General features: G+C 36.3%; 18 protein-coding genes and 1 pseudogene. 6 read left to right on the top strand and 13 right to left on the bottom strand.

What is annotated here, in order from left to right:
* Positions 1–262 precede the first annotated feature (262 nt).
* The 3 genes from HCR01_RS34140 to HCR01_RS34130 form a co-directional block, all read right to left on the bottom strand.
* The gene (locus HCR01_RS34140) at positions 263–1,372 is read right to left on the bottom strand and encodes an acyltransferase family protein (protein WP_193200370.1); all 1,110 of its coding nucleotides are present in this window, start codon (positions 1,370–1,372) and stop codon (positions 263–265) included.
* Between the two features lie 134 nt (positions 1,373–1,506).
* The gene (locus HCR01_RS34135; protein WP_193200369.1) at positions 1,507–2,961 is read right to left on the bottom strand and encodes an oligosaccharide flippase family protein; all 1,455 of its coding nucleotides are present in this window, start codon (positions 2,959–2,961) and stop codon (positions 1,507–1,509) included.
* Between the two features lie 63 nt (positions 2,962–3,024).
* Positions 3,025–3,999, bottom strand: coding sequence for a hypothetical protein (locus HCR01_RS34130; protein ID WP_193200368.1), 975 nt, complete (start codon positions 3,997–3,999; stop codon positions 3,025–3,027).
* Positions 4,000–4,045: 46 nt separating this feature from the next.
* On the opposite strand from HCR01_RS34130, the pseudogene HCR01_RS34125 reads away from it, so the two are divergent.
* Positions 4,046–4,737: pseudogene (locus HCR01_RS34125) on the top strand (IS1 family transposase).
* 89 nt (positions 4,738–4,826) lie between these two features.
* Here HCR01_RS34125 and HCR01_RS34120 read toward each other — a convergent pair.
* The 10 genes from HCR01_RS34120 to HCR01_RS34075 form a co-directional block, all read right to left on the bottom strand.
* Complete coding sequence (locus HCR01_RS34120) at positions 4,827–6,008, bottom strand: glycosyltransferase family 4 protein (protein WP_193200367.1); 1,182 nt, start codon at positions 6,006–6,008, stop codon at positions 4,827–4,829.
* 93 nt (positions 6,009–6,101) lie between these two features.
* Positions 6,102–6,863, bottom strand: a complete 762-nt coding sequence (locus HCR01_RS34115; protein WP_193200366.1) for a methyltransferase domain-containing protein — start codon at positions 6,861–6,863, stop codon at positions 6,102–6,104.
* A gap of 15 nt (positions 6,864–6,878) precedes the next feature.
* Positions 6,879–7,631, bottom strand: a complete 753-nt coding sequence (locus HCR01_RS34110; protein ID WP_193200365.1) for a class I SAM-dependent methyltransferase — start codon at positions 7,629–7,631, stop codon at positions 6,879–6,881.
* A gap of 57 nt (positions 7,632–7,688) precedes the next feature.
* Positions 7,689–8,873, bottom strand: coding sequence for a glycosyltransferase family 4 protein (locus HCR01_RS34105; protein ID WP_193200364.1), 1,185 nt, complete (start codon positions 8,871–8,873; stop codon positions 7,689–7,691).
* Positions 8,874–8,946: 73 nt separating this feature from the next.
* Positions 8,947–10,320 carry an O-antigen ligase family protein gene (locus tag HCR01_RS34100; protein ID WP_193200363.1) on the bottom strand — a complete coding sequence of 458 codons (1,374 nt, stop codon included), beginning with the start codon at positions 10,318–10,320 and terminating at the stop codon, positions 8,947–8,949.
* Entirely contained in the window at positions 10,317–12,362 is a 2,046-nt protein-coding gene (locus HCR01_RS40600; RefSeq protein ID WP_193200362.1) for a GumC family protein, read from the bottom strand. The genes HCR01_RS34100 and HCR01_RS40600 overlap by 4 nt, the downstream gene beginning before the upstream one ends.
* Before the next feature lie 37 nt (positions 12,363–12,399).
* The gene (locus HCR01_RS34090; protein ID WP_193200361.1) at positions 12,400–12,909 is read right to left on the bottom strand and encodes a glycosyltransferase; all 510 of its coding nucleotides are present in this window, start codon (positions 12,907–12,909) and stop codon (positions 12,400–12,402) included.
* The gene (gene pssD, locus HCR01_RS34085; protein ID WP_193200360.1) at positions 12,906–13,355 is read right to left on the bottom strand and encodes a PssD/Cps14F family polysaccharide biosynthesis glycosyltransferase; all 450 of its coding nucleotides are present in this window, start codon (positions 13,353–13,355) and stop codon (positions 12,906–12,908) included. Before pssD ends, HCR01_RS34090 begins: the two co-directional genes overlap by 4 nt.
* A 217-nt stretch (positions 13,356–13,572) precedes the next feature.
* The gene (locus HCR01_RS34080; protein ID WP_193200359.1) at positions 13,573–15,003 is read right to left on the bottom strand and encodes a sugar transferase; all 1,431 of its coding nucleotides are present in this window, start codon (positions 15,001–15,003) and stop codon (positions 13,573–13,575) included.
* A gap of 653 nt (positions 15,004–15,656) precedes the next feature.
* Entirely contained in the window at positions 15,657–15,980 is a 324-nt protein-coding gene (locus tag HCR01_RS34075; protein ID WP_193200358.1) for a hypothetical protein, read from the bottom strand.
* A gap of 1,487 nt (positions 15,981–17,467) precedes the next feature.
* Between HCR01_RS34075 and HCR01_RS39480 the strand changes: the two genes are divergently transcribed.
* From HCR01_RS39480 to HCR01_RS39460, 5 genes are all read left to right on the top strand, one after another.
* Positions 17,468–17,944, top strand: a complete 477-nt coding sequence (locus HCR01_RS39480) for a hypothetical protein (RefSeq protein WP_226889918.1) — start codon at positions 17,468–17,470, stop codon at positions 17,942–17,944.
* A 3-nt stretch (positions 17,945–17,947) separates the two neighbouring features.
* Positions 17,948–18,352: a transposase gene (locus tag HCR01_RS39475; RefSeq protein ID WP_320073240.1), complete on the top strand. Its 405-nt coding sequence runs from the start codon at positions 17,948–17,950 to the stop codon at positions 18,350–18,352.
* A 306-nt stretch (positions 18,353–18,658) separates the two neighbouring features.
* Positions 18,659–18,940, top strand: a complete 282-nt coding sequence (locus HCR01_RS39470) for a helix-turn-helix domain-containing protein (RefSeq protein ID WP_226889917.1) — start codon at positions 18,659–18,661, stop codon at positions 18,938–18,940.
* Positions 18,937–19,206 carry a transposase family protein gene (locus tag HCR01_RS39465; protein ID WP_226889916.1) on the top strand — a complete coding sequence of 90 codons (270 nt, stop codon included), beginning with the start codon at positions 18,937–18,939 and terminating at the stop codon, positions 19,204–19,206. Before HCR01_RS39470 ends, HCR01_RS39465 begins: the two co-directional genes overlap by 4 nt.
* A gap of 12 nt (positions 19,207–19,218) precedes the next feature.
* Positions 19,219–19,374: a hypothetical protein gene (locus tag HCR01_RS39460; RefSeq protein ID WP_226889915.1), complete on the top strand. Its 156-nt coding sequence runs from the start codon at positions 19,219–19,221 to the stop codon at positions 19,372–19,374.
* Positions 19,375–19,934 lie beyond the last annotated feature (560 nt).

The following is a 19,934-nucleotide window of genomic DNA, read 5'->3' as shown; positions in this document are numbered from 1 at the left end:
CTGTGATTGACTTTTTTGCACAAGCACTGCTGGCTAATTCTAATAATTATCTGTCTCGCCCATCTCTGCTTCCTAAATATTAGACCTGAATCCTTACGTTTTTGGGAAGTCTGTTCTCTAAGTGCCAGTAGCCAACCAATCCTGTTTCATTTCCCTGAAGTCGATGATTCATATAAGCATAATTTTACTCTTTGCTGCGAACGGTATTCCAGATGTGGAAATCATCTATCTTGCCTCTGAAATGTAAGTCACCCTACTTGGATCAGCAAACCACTACTTTTAGTCCCATACGTTCTAACAGCATTGATAAAACTAGAGAAATGCTTAGAAGTAAACAAAAACATAACAATTTCACTATAATAATCTCCAAAAAATTAAAGTTTACTTCAATAAATAAACGTAAGCTTAATGAAGAAAGTAGCTGATAGAGAATACCATTAATACAAAAAATGCCTAAACTATATTTTGACAAAACTGATACTAGATTTTTAATCAATGGGTTTACTTGATCCTCCTTAATAGATGCAAAACATATAAACATAACTAATACACTTAACATACAAGAAAACATAGCATAATCAAATGGTGGTATATCCCCTTCTAAGACGACAAAAGCATAGTAAGCTTCAACTCCTTGTAAAACAGCATAAATTCCCAAAATTATTACTTTTGTATAAATGTGTAATAGAGATGATAATTTTACAATTGATGACCATTTTTTATAGCAGTATATACCCAAAACCATATAGATAAACCAGTAAATGAATAAAGGTCTATGTATAAACTTTAGGATAAAAACTATTTGGTTAAATTTTGAACTCCAATGAATAGTATATATCCATATATAAACACTAGACTGAATCATAATTGCTATAAAAACATTGATTTGTTTAGAAAACCAAGGTCTAAAGATAGCAAAAAATGGTATAAACTGTAATAGAATTAATAAATAATAACCACCAGTAAATATTTCCCCATTTAAAATACCACCAGATACTTCAATCCAGGAAGATTTATTAATTAATTTTAGTAATGCTGTAATGCTAAACCAAAACATTGTTGGTATTAGAATACGTACTAGACGCTTTTGAACTACTGATAAAGTAGAAACCTTGTGCTTTGATAATGCTTTCTCAAACAACAAAAAATAAATTACTAAAAAAACTGGAACACAAAATCTTAAAGGAGAAAATAGAACCTCCATATACAATTGACTATTTACATAAGTAATTTTTGGTACAAGAGTTGAATGAAAAGAAACTACTGCTATAATACTAATCGCCTTGAGTAAATCAAGAGAGAAAAGCCGATCTATGTTTTGATAAGTTGATATTTCAGATTGCAATAATTGATGAAATAGTTTTTTTTGCATTAGTTAATACTTAAATAAATCTTTAAGATTTTTGATCAAATGATTAAAATTACAACTCTCAACTTTTGTATAAATTTATTAGCCAATAGGAGCTACTAGTTTCAACAGTTCTTCATTATTAATATTGATAGTAATTATAATATTACTCCATTTTTCCACAGTAGTCTAATTGTACTAAATAACATATTCGGAATACGTCCAAAAGAAAATACTGTTAGTAAAATAAAATAAGAAAAAACTAGAACAATTGGTTGTGTAGATATAGTTATATATTGATGAGGTAAAGGCGATACTACAGCTAGTATTAACGAGATACTAATAGCCAAAGTTGGCATAGCAGTAGGTTTTATAAAAAATGCAATATTCCACCTAGTAATATAATAAGTTGCCAACCAAAACCAAATAGTTGCACCAACTCCCAGTACTAAAGCAACAGCGATCGCAACTCCTTTTACACCTCCTAAGCTGACCCCAACAAAATAAGATAAAACTGCAAGTGGAACTAACGCCCAATTGATGAAAGCATTTGTTATTGGTTTATCTAAAGCCAGTAATGTATTACCCAAAATCGCCATGAATCCCCTGGCATAAGCAAAAATCAAAAGAATCTGGAATAAGCTAACACTCTCTATCCAAGCTTGACCGTACATTAATGGAATAAACCAAGGTGCAATGACAAAACCTATGCCGTAAACAGGAGCAAAAATAATAGCATATAGTTCTAAAACGTGTGAAATAAATAGTTTTTTACCTATATTATCTCTCTGCGACATTACAGAAAGAATTACCCGGTTAACTTGAGATAAAATATAAACAGGTGTCATTGCTAGTTGGTAAGCTAAGTTATAGTAACCGAGTGCTTGTTGTCCCAGTAATTTACCGATAATTACGTTATCACTCATCGTATTCATTTGAACTGCAAAACTAGTAAAAACTATACCAGTAATGAATTTTTTTACTTCATTAACAGCAGTTTTATCTAGCCTATAGCTGTAGGTAAAAGGGTATCTGCTAAAATACTTTTTGAGTAGACTATCAACCAATGTCATAGCGACTTCTCCTACCACAAAAGACCATACTCCCCAACCAATGACAGCACAAACAGTAGTAGTTCCTACTCGTGTAAAACTTGCTAGACCATCACAAATAGCTAGTTCTCGAAACTTCATTTGGCGTTGCATTACAGAGGCATGAGAACCAGCACCGGCGCCAACAAGAAAAATTAATGCAGCAAAAGCTGTAAGTGGGAAAAGTATAGGTATACCAAAAAATATTGAAAGTGGAAAGCTTGCAAGAGACTGAACTATAAATAAACCAATGGATATGTTGATACCCATGCTGTAAACAGTATTGACAATTTTTTTATCATTTAAACCTCGTTGTACAAGAACTTGAGCAATTGCAGCATCTCGAAAAATGACAGAAAAATTACTCAAGATTAATACCATTGCCCAAATACCAAAGTCATTAGGTGATAACAAGCGAGCTAGAATGATTTGAGAAAGTAACTGAGCTACTTTTCCAACTACAACACTCGTACTCATCCATACACTAGATTTAAGTATTATCGTTGAGTTAGTTGCAGTCATAAAAACTTTATTGAAAATGGTTAGATTGTAAAACAGATATCTCCGACCCGAATATAAGCCGAATTAAATGCTGTACTTAGTTTGTATCTGCTCAGGCAATTGTCTCAAAAATCTTGTTATTCTAACTTGAAAATACTTAGGATTTTTAGGTACACGTTTAGCTATATAACTTAGTAAGGCAATCTGATAGCCAAACTTATATTTAATTACAGAAAAGATACCAGGCTTTACCTGACTGGCTGTACTTTTGTTTAGATCTTTTAGCTTTGATACTTCACGATAATATACGGGATGCTCTGCCCAAACACAGGCAAAGTGTACAAGAGCAGGAGACACTACCTTATTGTATTTTTGAAAAGTAGATTTACCTGTAATAACATCTACATCTAGAGAACCGCGAAGACCGATAGGAGTTCGCATCATGTTACCATTATCTTGAAACAGACTTTGATTGTGCAACATCATAGCTATAGCAATAATACGTTCATCGTTAGGACCATCGCCACGAAATTCAGAAATACCTAGCTTTTTCCAGTCACGTGAAAATTCTATTGCTGTTTCAAAAACTGCCTTGGCAGTATTTGTTTGCTCAAAGTAATAGAGACCTCCATTAAATTTAGGTAATTTTTTCAAAGCAAATCTATTGAGTACGTAATCTACATCCATGAACGTATCTTTATCACCTGCTTGAAGATATATATCACCTGTGACACTAAAACTTCTACCCTTAAAATCATCAAAAATAAAGTTGATATCTCTGACTGCTATGCAATCACTATCAATATAGAGTGTACGTTTAAATGGAGAATAATCATAAAGATGAAGTTTTTGTATTACATTTGAACCGTATTCTTTTTTGCAATTGATAACGTAATCGAAAAGCTCGAATAATTCTCTATCATTTTGACTGTCGGTAACAATAGCACGCAGAATATTTGGTGAATGAAGACGCAGAGAACGCGCCAGTGATTTTGCCATTTCGATATAATAAGATGCTCCGTAAGCATAAGTAATAACACCATGGTCTGAAATAGTCATTGTTTTTTCCTGAAATATCAGTATCCGAACTTGGCGTTGCTAAAACATGAATTGTCCTAAATGTGGCTCTCATCATACCCGTAAGAATGAGATAAAAAGAGGTAAACAAAATCACATTTTTTGTAATTGTCGTCGCCAGTTTATTCAAGATTATGAACCATCAAAAACTTATAGCAATGAGATAAAAGAAGAATGTATTCGGATGTATCTCAATGGTATAGGTTTTCGAGCTATTGAAAGAGTTAAAGGAGTCCACCATACGACAATTATTGCTTGGGTAAAACAACTGAGTCGAAATTTACCAGATGCACCACCAATCGAGGAAATTCTGGAAGTTGGAGAACTCGATGAATTAGAAACTTTTGTTTGCTCAAAAAAACAAAATTTGGCTATGGACAGCAGTAAATCATTTTCTATCTTGGTATTTTGGCTTGGGTGTTGGGAGATCATAGTGCAGAAACTTTTAAGCCTCTATGGGAGGTAGTTTGCTGCTGGCATTGCTATTTTTATATCACTGATGGATGGAAAGTTTATCCTCAGTTTACTGATCCAGGTGATCAAATCGTGAGTAAGATTTATATGACTAGAGTGGAAGGTGAAAACACCCGTTTACGTCATTATTTAGCACGACTGCATCGAAAAACACTGTATTATTCTAAGTCCGTAGAAATACTGAAATACTCTATTCGATTATTACTTTACTACTTGAAGTATCGTTTTATCCTGGTGTTTGATTAATTCACATTCAGCAACGCCCCGAACTTTTATTTTCTAGTTGAATGAAAAAATTACGTTTTGGAAATTTCTACAGCCAATATTCAATAACTTCATGCAGTAATCTGGTAAAGCATTCGATGCAAAGTATTACGGGTCGCTAGTTCTTTACCTTTTTTACCAAGCCGTTGACGAAGCGTCTCATCCGTACATAAATACCGCATATTTGCCAAAATTTCCTCTGGATAGTAGGGGTCTGCTAATAAACCGTTTTCTCCGTGAAAAACTGCGTCTACTACACCTCCTATCCGTGAAGCGATAACAGGTTTACCAAAGTAACCCGCTTCTAGGTAAACAATTCCAAAACCTTCAATACTTCTGCTTTTGGTATCCAGAAAAGTGAGCATTGAGAATAAATCGCACGCTGCATAATAGCCACCTAATTCTTCATCAATCACAAATCCAGCAAAAATAACCTGTGAGGTAACACCCAAGTTTTCAGCTAACTTCCTAAGTTCAGACTCCATATGACCCTGACCGCAGATTAGGTAGTAAACATCAATCCCTTCAGCTAACAAGGCAGGCAAATTTTGAATAACCCGATCAAAGCCCTTGCGTTTCACCAATCGTCCTACAGACAATATAACAATCGCCTCTTGAGGAATTTGATGCTTCTGACGTATTTGTGAGCGGAGAAGATTTTGCTGATTGAGATTTAGCTGCCCAAATTTTTCTAGTCTGACAGTTGGGTGAATAATATGTATGGGACGCTTAATTTGAAAATGCTCTTTTAAATAATTTTGAGTGAAGTTGCTGTTGCACACAATTATTTTAGCACGCTGGAGTGTCCACTCAAATAACCATCGTAAGACAGGATTTTTTTGTGGGCAAAGTACATCATCACCGTGGAGGTAAATAAAACACTTTACAGGCAACAAATAACTTAGCAGTAGGAGTGCAGGAAAGTCGTAGCCGTGACACCACTCGATATAATGATATTGGTAACGTTGATACAGTCGGATAGCTAGTACCATAGACCAAAACATATTCAGAATTTGTTTGAAAATAGCTCCAAACCTACCAAAACTTCCAAGAATTGGCATTGGCCATCGGTATATTGGAAATGCTTGCATCTGGTCAAATTCTCTATCGCTTTCACACTTAGAAGAAAGAACAATTACACTTTCAGGATCTTGCAAACAGCGATTGTAGGCATATTCTTGAATGCCACCTATATCAGGGAAGAAGACACGAGAGATGACTAGGATATTTGGCTTATGAAATTGTTTATCCATAACCTTGTTGTTAGGTTGCAGTAGTGTAACCTAGGCAGTGCCCAGCTTACACTACTGAAGATTTTTTACAAATGATTTATGATTATTATATATTTATTTTGTACATAAATAGATATCTTCTCTGTCTGGTAAACAGTATTTTATAATCTTTTCCTCTCCCAATTGCTTTACATAGTCTATAACTTCAACTGTAAAACCAGCTTTTTTCAACCTATCTTTATAATCGAGTCCATAAACTCTCACATGATCATCCTTACCAAAGAAGTATTCTCTGTCTTTAGGAGATGTAATACTGAAATCTTCAAATGTTGTTTCTCGTTCATAATCAAGCGGTACTTGTAAGATTGCCCAACCACCAGGCTTGAGTATTCTAAATAACTCAAACATTGCTTTCTGGTCTTCAGGGATATGTTCTAAAACATGGCTACACAAAATAACGTCATAGGAATTATCTGGTTTTTGAATGTTTTTAATGTCCATTTCAAGTGTTGCAAACGGAGAATTTAAGCCAGCACCAGTGTATTGAATTGATGGTAGAGAATTTAATCCTTTCCAGAAGAAAAATTCTGGACAAATATGAAGTAATTTCAACTTTTCAAAGAATAAATTAGTTTGATTCTTCAAATACAACCATAGTAAACGATGTCGTTCAAAGGAATTACATTTAGGACATACTGCATTTTGCCTTTTATTCACACCTCCGCTCTGAAGTTTACGAAATGTTCCTCCGCAACAAGGGCAAGTATATTGCTCACCTGCGTACCAAATTGACTGTAGTTCTCCAGTAAATTGCATAACAGTAGGCAGAGTCGGTTTGGGAAGGATTTTTTTAGCTAAGTCTCGGATATACGACATAATTTTGGTTATAAATTAGGTTTCAACAGGAGTACTAGATATATCGCTATGTTTGTATGCAACACATCCCATATTTAAAAAGAAATAGCGCGGTAGAAAAGGTTGTAATAAATCACTTACAGCTAAGACTACTAAATTCATTAACACTCGCAATATGACAAATATGCCTTTTAATAAAAAACTAGTTTTTTCTGTAGGTGCAAATATTTGTCCCCATACTGTTGCCATAACTTCAAGCTCATTACCATTTAATTGAAGAACGTTTGGTGCTTTAAAACCAAGTTTCGGGAACCAATACTCTATATAAAACGGGGTGAGTCGAATGAAATCATAGGGAACTTCATGCAAGCCAAAGTTGAAAGGAGTTGTGATGATAATTGCTCCCGAAGGTTTGAGCAATCGAGATAGCTCTAATAGTGCTTTTTGAGGATCAAAACAATGTTCTAAGACTTCAGTACAAATAATGACATCAAAACTTTTGGAAGGTAAGGGAATTGACGAAATATCTGCGATAATATCAACGCTATTTTTACTATTCTGGACTACATCTACACTCGTATAATTTCCTCCGCAAGATTTGATCAGGCTGCGAAGTGGCTGTCCCCCACAACCAACATCTGCAACTTTCATCCCAGGTTTAATTATTGAAGTGAGGTGAGTATATGTGAACATCTTTATATGACGCAATACAAAGAAATGTCCGTGATGAAGTGGTATTTTTAAAGCATCTCTACGTTGGATTAATTCCCTAGAATCAAATTTCGACATAATATTGAATTATTCTCCTATATAGTGTTAAGTGACTTAAATAAAATTAGAATTGAGTTAACACACCCTTTCTAATTCTTTTTGTTTACTAGTTAGAGAAATTAATCCGCTAATTTCCATCATTGTTTGTGTATACTTTTCTATAGTACAATTTTGCTCAACCCAACTTTTTGCTTTAACTAAAACCTTTGGTGTATTAGCATCATTGGTAACGCGAATAATTGTCTGGGCAGCAGCTAACGCGTCATTTGAATCAACCATCCAATCAGGAGCAAATTGACTGAGAATTTCACCAATACCACCCGTACAACTACCTACTATGGGGACACCACAGGCAATTGCTTCCACTACTATGCGTCCAAAAGGTTCTCTGGGAGCAAGGGTAACAACAATGTCTGCAAAACTGTAGTAATCTTCTATTGCAAACGTTGGAGGCAAGATCGTGAAGTAATCGGCAATGTCTGCGTCTTTAGCACTTTTGAGCAACTCCTGAGTATAGATTTGGGCAGGAGATACATCATGCCCAATAATTACGCAGTGGAAGTAATGACCACTCGCACGTAATTGCCCTAATACCGGAATTAGCGATCGCAAATTTTTGTCATTCATCCCCCCTGGCTGATTGAGTCGTGATGGAGTCAAAATAATCTTTGCCCCAGATTTGAGAATAGGTTGTAGCTCTGATGGCGGATTTGATATTACTTGCCGCTGAAAACGTGTCAGATCGACTGGTTGATACATAATTGCGCGAATATCTGACCGAAACTGACGAACATGTTTGGCCGTGAAATGGGAGTTGCAAATACCAACTGGCGCAAGACAAACAAAGGTAAGTTTTCGCAACAAGTAGCCCACATAATTATATGAAAGTGATAAATCATGAAAAAAGTAAAAAACTGGACGACCGTTTAAACGAAGACGTGGGCTAGCCCGCAGAAGGACTAGTTGCAAAAGACGGTGATTACAGTTGTCTAATAACAATGGGTAGTCTGAAGGTTGTTGATTTACCCATTGCAGTGCTTTTGTACAAAATTCTACTTGGTTATTTGCTGAGATTGATTTTACGCAAGCCCTTTGCCCAGCTTGGTGTAAATACTTCTCTATTAATGAATCGGCTCGCACTAGAACCCATAATGATTCTGCTGCATTTAATTGCTCAAATCCTTTAATCAATAACGAAAGTGTGACTACTGTTCCTCCCAATACATCACAATCGCCAGGCAAAATCAATAATTTACGCATAATAAACTAAAGTTAATGTTTGATAAATCCGAAAAATTAAATTGGTATAAACTAGAAAGAGTAAAAACCTAAACTATATGATATTGATACTCTTTAGTTTCTGATTTGCTTTTAGTTGATTCGTGTTAGGAACTTGTAGTATTGTACACAACAAAGGAATAAATAGTTCTGGCCCCATAAACTCTGTTACGGTAGAAGCTAAACTTAAGTAAAGTAGCATCATAAAAGAACAAATTGGTCTGTCGTGCCTTGTTTGATAAAGTTTCCCTAAAAACGATATATAAAAGATAAGAAAAGTTCCAGTACCTAGTAATCCAGATTTATAAAACAAAGTTCCTAAGATAAAGCTTTCAGTGCCAATTCTGGCAAATTCATACCCTGGCGTAACTGATGGTCCATTAACTCCATGCCCAAACAGTGGTTCTTCAATAAATCGTTCCCAAGTTCGTTCATATATTAATTGACGCCCTTCAGTTGATTCTTTACGAAGATTACTAGTCGCTTCTACCGAATTGGTGTATGTTTCAGTAACATAATCAGTGCCTTGAGGTATTGAAAATGTGGCAAAAATAGTGATTGAAAATAGTATTAGAATAAATGTAATTCCACGTTCTTTACCACTTACAATTAACCAACGTACAACAAAGACAATTGATAAGGCTATCCACGCATTACGAGTTTGAGCAATCAGAATCAGAAGTACGCAAATCAATGCTAAGCCTAAGGAAATATAACGATTTTTAAGCTCTAAAAAAATTAATCCGGCAAAACCAATTGCAAACGATGAAACTGTAGGATGAGGAAAGAAAAAGGTATGACGTGCTAATCCAGCGAAACTTTTATCATCTGGATAATAAGGAACTAAAAAACCGCCAACACTAGTAAGTTGATTAGGATTATATGCTGCTTTATCTGTAAAGAGTGCGTAAAGTGTTCTAGGTGGAGTGTAATATGGCTCCGATAAGACAAAATGAAAAAACGCCCACCAAAGCACCATCAAACAGATAACAATGGAAAAACCCCAAGCCACAACTTGTAAACGTATGCGAATTTTATGACTCTGAATGTACCAAAGTAATAGGCCAGCGCTGCCAAAATCAAACAATGGATCTAATAATAGGCGAAGAGTAACCTCTGTAGAATTTGTGCCTCTGGAAATCACTGTGTAAATTGCAAACAATAAAATTGCAATTACTTCTAAACTTGGTTTTGATAAGCGTATAGTTTTGTGATTCCACAATTCGTATATCGCTATTCCAATTACACAAAAAAGAAGCATCATTCCCCAGCTAATTATCCACCATAGAGGGATCAAAATAATTCCTAGACATACAACTTTTTCCGCGTGGCTCAACACCTGCCATCGAATCAAAATACCGCCGAATAATTGTTGACTGGAACTATTTGTCCTTGATGAAAATGCGTTAAGATGTACGTTTTGTTTCATGCTTTAACCTGCTGAACATCCTGTTTGTAAACGTACTTTTCTCCCCCTTGCTCGACTCCATTCAACGCAAAACCGATGATTTGAGCATTGTGGCGCACGAGTTGTTCCAAACTTTCTTGGAGCATGTTGCGATCGCTCACTCCCAATTTCACAACTAACAACACGTTAGCCAGTGTTTTTGCCATCAAAGGTGTTTCTCCCGTCGAGTTCACAGCAGCAGTATCAACAATCACATAATCATAGTTGCCCAACTTTTGAAATGTATTCACGTACTCTTCAAATTTTCCTCGTGCCACAAATTCCATCACCTTACTTGTTGGTATCGAAGGTGCTGGTAGAAAATCCAACTTTGAACTTACAGGTATTGGCGAAGGTAAAGCATTTGTTTCCTGTAGTAAAGCATACCCAAAATACTTGCTCAGTTTTGCTTTATGGAAATCGCCATCCACTACCAATACTCGGAAACCCAATACTGATAATGCTGTTGCAAGTCCAATTGTGACTGTAGTTTTGCCCTCGCTAGAGATAGAACTGCTAACCATCAAACGGCGCTTTTCTAAAGACATCAAACTAAGAGTTGAAGCCAAGCGTTGAAATCCGATTTCCGATACCGATTCTAATTTCAACCCCATAGTTGAAGCTTCGAGAGTCGGAATTCTTGCGAGAATTGGCAACTCAATCTCTTGTAAATCCTTCACTTTCAGCAGCGAGTTACGAGACTCTAAATATGTAACAGCTGCAAAGCTACCAAGAACTGATGATAAAAGCGCACCAAGGGCAACTAAAGAGAGTTTGGGACTTGTCGGTTTGGGATCAACAGTTGGTGAATCGAGAATTTGCACGTTGGGATAAGAACTAAAAGCACTGATTTTCGCTTGTTCCAACTGAGCCACAATACCTTTGTAAATGCCTTCAGCAATTTCATATTGGCGTTGCAAATCCAAGAGTTCTCCTTGTTTGGTGGAAATAGAACTCAATTCAGTGTTCAAATTCTGCACTTGCTCCTGAATTTGTTTAGCTTGTTGTTCTAGTCCTTGACTATCACTATCAGCTTGAATCAAATCTACAATCAAATTCATTGTCGGTTCTTGGAAGTTATTACCACCAAAGCTAGTATCAATTCCTTCAAAATTAGGAAGTAGTAAATTTAGCTGTTGGTTAAGTGCAGCATTTAATGAATATTGCTTTTCTCGCAACGACTGGACACTAGGATGTTCTTCAGTAAAATCACCTTTTTTAAATGCAAATTCTGTGTCAACTTCCAACAATTTTTGTCGTAGTGCTTGATACTCTTTGTTTTGACTCAAACGTAAAGAGTTAATCGCCTGTTGTGGAGTCATGCCCAATCTTTTGCTCAAAATTTGCGACCGAGTTATTGCAGCTTTTGCTTGAGAGCCTATCTCTGTTTGTATAGTTCTCAAACTTTTAATCGCTTCTATTAAATTTCTAGTCTGTTGCTCATCGCTAACCAATCCTGTAGATGTTTTGAATTGTCCCAGTTTATCCTTGGCTAGTCGCAGATCGCTTTCCGCTTTTTGAAATTGCATTTGACTGAACTGCTGTCGAGTATCAGAAGTTCCTTGACGAAGTTCATTCAAACGGTGCTGATAACTTAAAAGTAGTCTTTCTGACCTTTTTATTGTCAGTTCAGGGAGGGAACCTGTAACTTCTAAGTGAATAGTTGTAGATTGATCTACAGGTTTAACTTTAAACAATTTTTTGTAAATTCCTAAACTGCGGAATTTATCTTTCTCAGGGTCAGCTAACCAAACAGGACGAATAACATCATCGCTAGTCATGATCGAAGTCTGTACTTGTAATGGATTGAGTTCATTAGTAAAAGCAACTCCTTGGTCTTTGATTTGTCCCAGGATACCCAAACTTGCATCCAAGTTATTTGTGGTATCTGGCAAAATTAGTTGAGTATTAGCTGTCCAAATACGTGGTGACAACATAGCTATGCTAAATGCCCCACCAAGGGTGATACTGTGTAAAACAACAAGGGGAAGCCAATACCTTTGTAAAATTGCAAATATCTTCACAACTTTCAACCTCAATAACTAGAAATACAAAAAATATTTAGTTACTCAACTGAGCAGCTGTCTTCTTCGGAGGATATTGCATTAAAAGATAATCAGTCAGCCTGGGAGTATTAAATATCTTTTGCTGAAAATGAGGAGGTGGTTCTAACACTGCTTTTGCCAACTCATCCAGAGACAGAAAATTTTTGATACCTAACTCAGCAACAGCTTTAGCAAATAATAATTGATGGTCATCAACATGTTCACTATAGCGTTTAAGCCTTGGTAAAAGAATAAAAGGTGTCCCTTGTGCTGCAAGCATTCTTGTAGATCCTTGTCCAGCGTGAGAGATAACCAAGCGAGAATAATTCACTAACTTGACTAGCTCATCTGAACTAACTGTTGGCTCTAAAGTGACTTGAGAATGTCCTTGTAATACAGAAACATCACTGTAACCATATTGCAAAAATACAGACTCAGAAATCACGCCGCGTTCTATCAAGATTTTTAACCACAATACAGCACGATCAAATGGAAACGAAACTGTTCCTAGTGTCATTAAAATCATGATGCATATCCTTTAAAAATTGCTCTAGGGTATTTCTGGCATAAATCTGGCCATTGAACATAAAACTCATCGCATACCAAGTAAACTAAGTTTCCTGAAACACTCAGTTCTTGAGCGCGAGAAATACTTTCAATGTAAATGAATCGGATTCCAATAAGTTTAGCTATGAATGCAAAATTGATAGCTATACTAGCTCCCGTTGAGATAATAACATCGGGTTTTTCTAAATAGACAACTTTTAAGATTTTAGGAATATTAGCTATGATAGCCAACACATCTCTTGGTGCTTGATAAGGCACCCAATGCACTCTTTCAGTCTTTTCAAGTATTTCTGTATCTCTTTTATGGTCAGTGACCCATACTCTTTCATGCAGCGACCAAAAAGACTTTAAACTTGTCATGGTTGCAAAGTGACCACCAGAAGTGCATACTAACATCAATTTCATCTTGTTTACCTAATTTATTCAAAAGATAATCTGAATTAAAGCAAAAATTTCCAATTTACACATTTACTTAGCTTGCTATTGCAAAACTGAGTACACATCATCATTAGTTAGATAGAGTTTATGGACTCAACATAATTTCCAAGTTTTAAACAAACCAGCAACATTACTTTATGAATAAAATAATGATCATAGCAGTCATAAATTCAGGAAACTGCTGTTAGTATGCACCTGTTTTTTGCAGGACAACCTTTACTGTCTTTAGCAAAATTTTCAAATCTAGCCATAGAGACCAATTTTCAATATAAGTGATATCTAATTTCACTCCATCTTCAAAGTTATCAATATTGGAACGACCAGAAACCTGCCACAACCCAGTGATACCGGGCAGAACTTCTTGTCGAATATAATGGTTTTTTTGAAACCTTTCTACATCTCTGATAGAGTGAGGGCGGGGACCTACTAGACTCATTTCACCTAGTAGAACATTAAATAGTTGTGGTAATTCATCCAAACTGTAAAGACGCAGGAACTTACCAATTCTTGTGATGCGAGGATCGTCTTTCAATTTAAACAGAATACCATCCTTGATCTCATTCTTTGCTTCTAGGGTTTCTAGCAACTTCTCTGCATTTGTATTCATTGTCCGAAATTTCCATATTTTGAACTGTTTACAATGCAGACCAATTCTGTTCTGTCTGAAAAAAACTGGACCAGGAGAATCTAGCTTAATTAGCAGAGCAATTATCAGATATAGAGGTGACAGAAGCAATAGCAAAATAATTGTACAGAAAACATCAAAGCACCTTTTTACCCAGAAATCGCCACCTGCGATAATTGGCGCTGGAATTGTTAGACAAGGAACTTCACCAATCATCCACAATATAGACTTAGATGGCACAACTTCTCTCTCTGTTGGTAAAATCCGCAGAGTAATACCAGCACTTAGGAAATACCAAGAAATATATAAACGTTTCTTGATTGCATTCCAAGAAACAAAAACTTCAAATATATCTTGGTTGTAAAGAAATTCCAGCATTGCTTCTCGGTTATGTCTATCTAAGGAACTAGCTTCAGTTACACCAAGGAGCTTGTAACAATTTTCTTTTTCGATTAACTTAATACTACTCTCTTTTTCTTCTGCATCTGTGATCAGAAAAACTGGATAACGAATTACTCCTAATTTACAAAGTTTTCTAGTAACAGCATCCACTAGGAAACGAGAAGTACAGATAAAGACTAGAGATAGTAACCAGAATAGTAAAAAAGTTGAACGTGAGACATAAAGATTGGATTCATAGAAAAACGCAATCAATAAGAGGAATAAGTTTGATAGAGAAACAGTTGTAATCAAGCGACCATAATTGCAACAATAAATTCGTACATTATATAATCTTTGGAATGCAATCATACCTAATTCAATTGTAAGAATTAGTAGTTCAAATGATGTTTGTACTGTCCAAGGTAACTCTGACAGAGTTTTATAAAATGCTGCGAATCTCCATGCCAAAATCAGAGATGTAGCATCTAACAAAATAAGTGCTGCTACCCGGAATAATCTAAAAGCTAATACTCTTTTTCTGATTGTGCCTTTAGCCGATCTTAAGTCAGATTTGAAATCTATTAATGGTAGAGAACTAATTGTTACCATTTTTCTTCTCCATTGCTCCTATGTATTTGCTGTATTTTTGATTGAGCAGATGATAATTCAGCCAATAGGGAGTAACAAAACCAAGCTAATCCATGTTTTGTTATTGAGTAATACTATAGTGAACCTAAATTATTCACGAGAAAACACCATCTCTCCAGATTGTGTTTTGCCTTATTGCACTTCTTATAGGGATAAATTTTTTGACAGAACTAATGTCTTCTTCGTTATACTTTTGGTTCTCAGCTTTCGTTTTCTTCAGGTAATACGTGGCGAAACCCAATTTGATACATTAACTCCTTAAAACTCCATCTATGCACATTTTCATTGAGACTCAAAGAGGCTATGACCAAAAAACTTTGTTTGAGATTATAGTCAGAGGTACTAGTAATCAATATAGTACCTAAAATACTACCAAGGGTTTAGATGATGCCCAGGGTAAACGCATCTAAAGTACTCTTGATCGCAACCAACATTAAGAACCAACGAAAAAATTAGGATTGATGGTTTAATTTTCTTTCTAAGACTCAATGCGATCGCTAAATTTGTGTCAATAAGCGGTAATTAATGCGACTAACTTAGGGTCTATTGAGAATATAATCTTCTTGTTGACATGATGCGTTTGCCCTGAGATGATGCCCTTTATGGTAATGACGTCAGATATAGTCAAGCCATTGGGCAAATAAAATTATATATGTCGACATTGTAGTCTTCAGTTTGTAAAAGATTTGTGAGTTAATCTTTTTATCTATAGGACTACCCAGTAAAGCTATATACATATCTGGTGAATGGGGGTAGTAATCAATTTCCTCAACTTGATATTGATAAACTTGGGAACCGTGGCGCAAAATAATGCAGTCACCGGATTTGATCGCTTTTCCTATTCCAGTCATGTACCCTCCCTTTCCTTCATTTAGCCGATCAAATACATAGTCTCTTCCCAAAACTAATTTGCTGTAGTCGTGTGTTTCATTCTTCATTTTCATTATCTCGCTGAAACGCATCTTACGACAAATGATCTGTTCTAAACTTATCTATGGCAAATGTCTTTACCTCTGTATAAACTCAAATACTTGAAAGTCGTTTAGACAACAAAAAATCCTTATGATGTCCAATTAAGACTCATAACAAACGCACGTAATTTCACCTAACCTTTGCTGGATAGGATCTTGATTAGAAAAATAGTCTCTATTCCCTATCTATGCAGTGGTGGATTCAACGGAAGTGAAAGTTTGTTGGCAAGGGAAGTGGAAAATTTGTATACATGGTGTGAGGAAAAGATGTACATGGCCTAATGACATCTACGGAGCTGCGACACTAGAAGTAGTTGATGTAAAATGCAGAGTATAAATGTTGTTTAAACCAAACATTTAGGCTCTCCGTTTTAATGCGATCACTAAAAAGCAGGCCTAAGGATTTAGCTCAAAATAGGCGTTTTACCAATAGAGTTGTTGCTAAATAAGCTAAAAAATCCGTAAAACCCACTCACACTCAACATTTCACTCAACTTGATTTAGAGTAGTTAAAACGTAAACAGTAGAAGGGTTTGAGCTACTTTAGGCGTTATTAAGCGACAAGTCTAATGTGGTGGTCTCAATAATATGATCCAGTTAGGCAAACCGGAAAGCTACAAAGTCGAAGACTAATTACCACTCTGTCAAAGTAAGGTTTTGTCTTTTTCTCGTTCATGCAACAAAGTCTACCACTATGTCTAATGAATTGTGCGTATACCCAAAGGACTAAAAAATTTCATATTTTGTAAATTTTAGTGTAAAAATATACTATTATCAGCTTTTAATCTTTTGGGGAGCATCCCACTTTTTTAAAGGTTGTTTCCTTGGGACAAGACAAAATACCCTGAAAGCACTACAAGATAAAGAATGTGGTAATTTATGGTAAAACAAAAAGAATCCTCATTCGCAACAAGCTTTATTTAATGATAATATTAGCCGAATTATATGAAACACACTTCAAGCGGGAACTTGGAGTGCTGAATATTTATTACTAAAAATCCTATTCCCCTTCTCTGCATCCCATGAAAAGTCAAGTCTATAGAACCGTTAGAGTCCAACTATAAAAGACTTGTCGGGAAATAAGCGAAAATAGAGTTTTAGTGACGGGACAAGACGATACTGGACATTGAACGAGCGCTGAAGCAAGATAGGTTGTTGCGAGCACTGACCGGATTGAACCGGAAAGCTTTTGACACGCTGTTAGAAACCTTTAGCCTCATATCTTGCACCTGATAAAAACAATCAGTATTAACCGAAGACAAAAAAATAAAAGTAACATCTAAATAAATAGAGATTATTTTTAGATACTGATGCAATGAGCTACATTGATTAACAGGACATTTACGAGTGACATATACAAAAACAGGAATAGTGTCATCTGCATAGAGATATTTTTATATGTTCGTAAAAAATGAGAAAAAAGGGCGTAGAAAACATAAATAACAGCAAGAAATATGGAAATCATTCTTGCCCACGCCCATACCCTAATGTATACAATTCTGGCATTGATGCCTAGTCGTTATCAACGAGACAACTTGGAAGCAATGTTAGGGCGATTTCTAGCAGCAGATGGAAAACCTTTGTCACACTACAGCAAATCCAAATCTGAAAGTACTTTAAGTAGATTTTTGAATACCTACAAATGGCCCACTCGCAAGCTAATTCGTCATGTTCGCCAACAGGCAATTGAGCAAGTTAATAGTCATTTTCCATTGGGAAGAAAGACATTTCTACAAGTAATAATTGACCTGATAACTTTAGAAAAATGTGGTCAATTTAAAGCATTTAAAAATCTAATAACCGTCTACAATGGCAAACGGGGCTTACATATAGTAGTCTTATACTTAGTAGTTGGGCAATGGCGTATACCTTGGAATTTTCGTGTCTGGAGAGGCAAAGGTACAGCGAGCCCAGCCCAAATGGCATTATGAATAGTGCGTAACTTACCAAAAGATTTGACCAAAAAATTTCAGGTGAAAATTCTTGCTGATACAGCTTTTGGGACTAAGGATTTTATCAACAGTATTCGGAAACTCAAATATCATGCTGTCGTTGGTATTGGTTGTAATCGCAAGTTGGTTAATGGTTATCAAGTTCAATTTTTACATCGTCGAGGGCAACAAGTTCAACTCGTTGGGTTAGATTTTCCTGTTACCCTTTCCTGGTATTATTTCAAACCCAATAATGGTCAATTTGTTAAAAGATATGTTATCTCTACACAACCTCTTAAACCTAGTACTATTTCCTGGTGGGGTAAACGCCGTTGGAAAATCGAAGGTTGGTTTAAAACTGCTAAGCATCGCTTTGGTTTAGATAAATTTGGACAAGGTACTCTTTGAGGAATTTATCGTTGGTTAGTCTTGTCTATTACTGCCTATTTGTTAGCATATTGGACATATCTTGCGTCCTGTTTACCTGATTCTTTAGACTGGAGTCAAGCTGCTTTTCTTGCTCTCTCCACTTTTTTGCCTCATTTAGTCTTGTCTTTATTACTACTGGATATTGAACGGCTCCGACCTCTAGCGCTTAGTCATGGAATTGACATTCATATTTCCAGGTGCAAGATCTGAGTTAGCCCCGTTTATGAAAAAACATGTCAGACTCAGCCTCGTCAACGAGCCGTCGGTAGAGGGCGTAAAGCCCGATTGCTAAGTGTTCAACACAAGCTGTTCTTCATCTTATTCTACTTCAAGTGTTATCCAACGTTTGATCTTGCTGGCTTGATCTTCGATATACATCGCTCCCAAGCCCACGAGTGGATGCATCGTCTACAGCCAATTTTGGAGAAAACCCTGAGTGAGAAGCTAGTCTTACCAGAGCGGAAATTGGACAGTATTGAGGCATTTTTGCAGCGGTTTCCAGAGGTCAAACGGATGGTACAGAATGACCGATTGCTCGTCCTCAAGACCCCTCAGAGCAACAATTGAACTACTCAGGGAAGAAGAAACGCCATACCCGTAAGCATCTGGCTGCGGTTGATGAAACTAAGAGGGTACTAGTTTTGAGTTGCTCACGCGAAGGCAAACTGCATGACAAACGATTTCACGATGAAGATGACATTGCTGGAAGTGTACCGGACGAGATTCCAATTGAAGTCGATTTAGGCTTTTTAGGCTTGCAAAAAAAGTATGACAACATACATTTACCGCACAAAAAACCGAGAGGAGGAGCATTGAGTGAGGTGCAAAAGTAGGAGAATCGCAGCTTGAGCCAATCACGAGTCGTTTGTGAAAATGCCTTTGCTGGAGTCAAGCGTTACTACCCAGTCAGTGTTTTTTATCGCAATCGAGTTGAAGATTTTGACGACCACTTGATGCTTACAGCCGCAGGTTTATGGAACTTTTACTTGATGGCTGCTTAAAAATCGCTCAGATGTAAAGCAACATTGGTTTCACTCAGCTTTTATTTCCCGACAACTCTAAATAAAGAGACACTTTAAAAAGGCAAAATGACAAGATGCCGAGCAATGACGCCAGTTCGCTCAAGTTGGTAGAACCGCCCACGGCGTAGGCTTCCCAATGCCCTAAGCGGCGGAGCAGTTATCTCTCTCCACTCACAAGGGGATTGAGTTTCCCGCCACTTTCAAAAAATGCAAGAATACTTTTATACAACGTACTGGTTTAACCTCTACCTTAATAAGTATTTGAGAATTTCATAAAATCCCCTATGTTGTTAATAATGGTTTAGTTGCTTTGGCTTCAGCACCCGTCAACTTACGACTGGAGTTGATGGGATATGGATAAATCTTATACATAGGGACTTGCAGAGGTATCAAATACTAGCTATCAAAGAACTATAATCACATCCCACTTAGGCAAAGTATCGAATGGCACTAAGAAAAGCTGTAAGGTCTTCAGGATAAGGATTACAGCTTTTAATGCCAAAGAGTGGAGTCATGGACTATGTAGTTGCGCTCGCTGA

The sequence above is a fragment of the Nostoc sp. MG11 genome (assembly GCF_014904695.1).
GTDB lineage: Bacteria > Cyanobacteriota > Cyanobacteriia > Cyanobacteriales > Nostocaceae > Komarekiella.
Note: the sequence above shows the minus strand (reverse complement) of the source record. Positions and strands in the feature narration are given on the sequence as shown.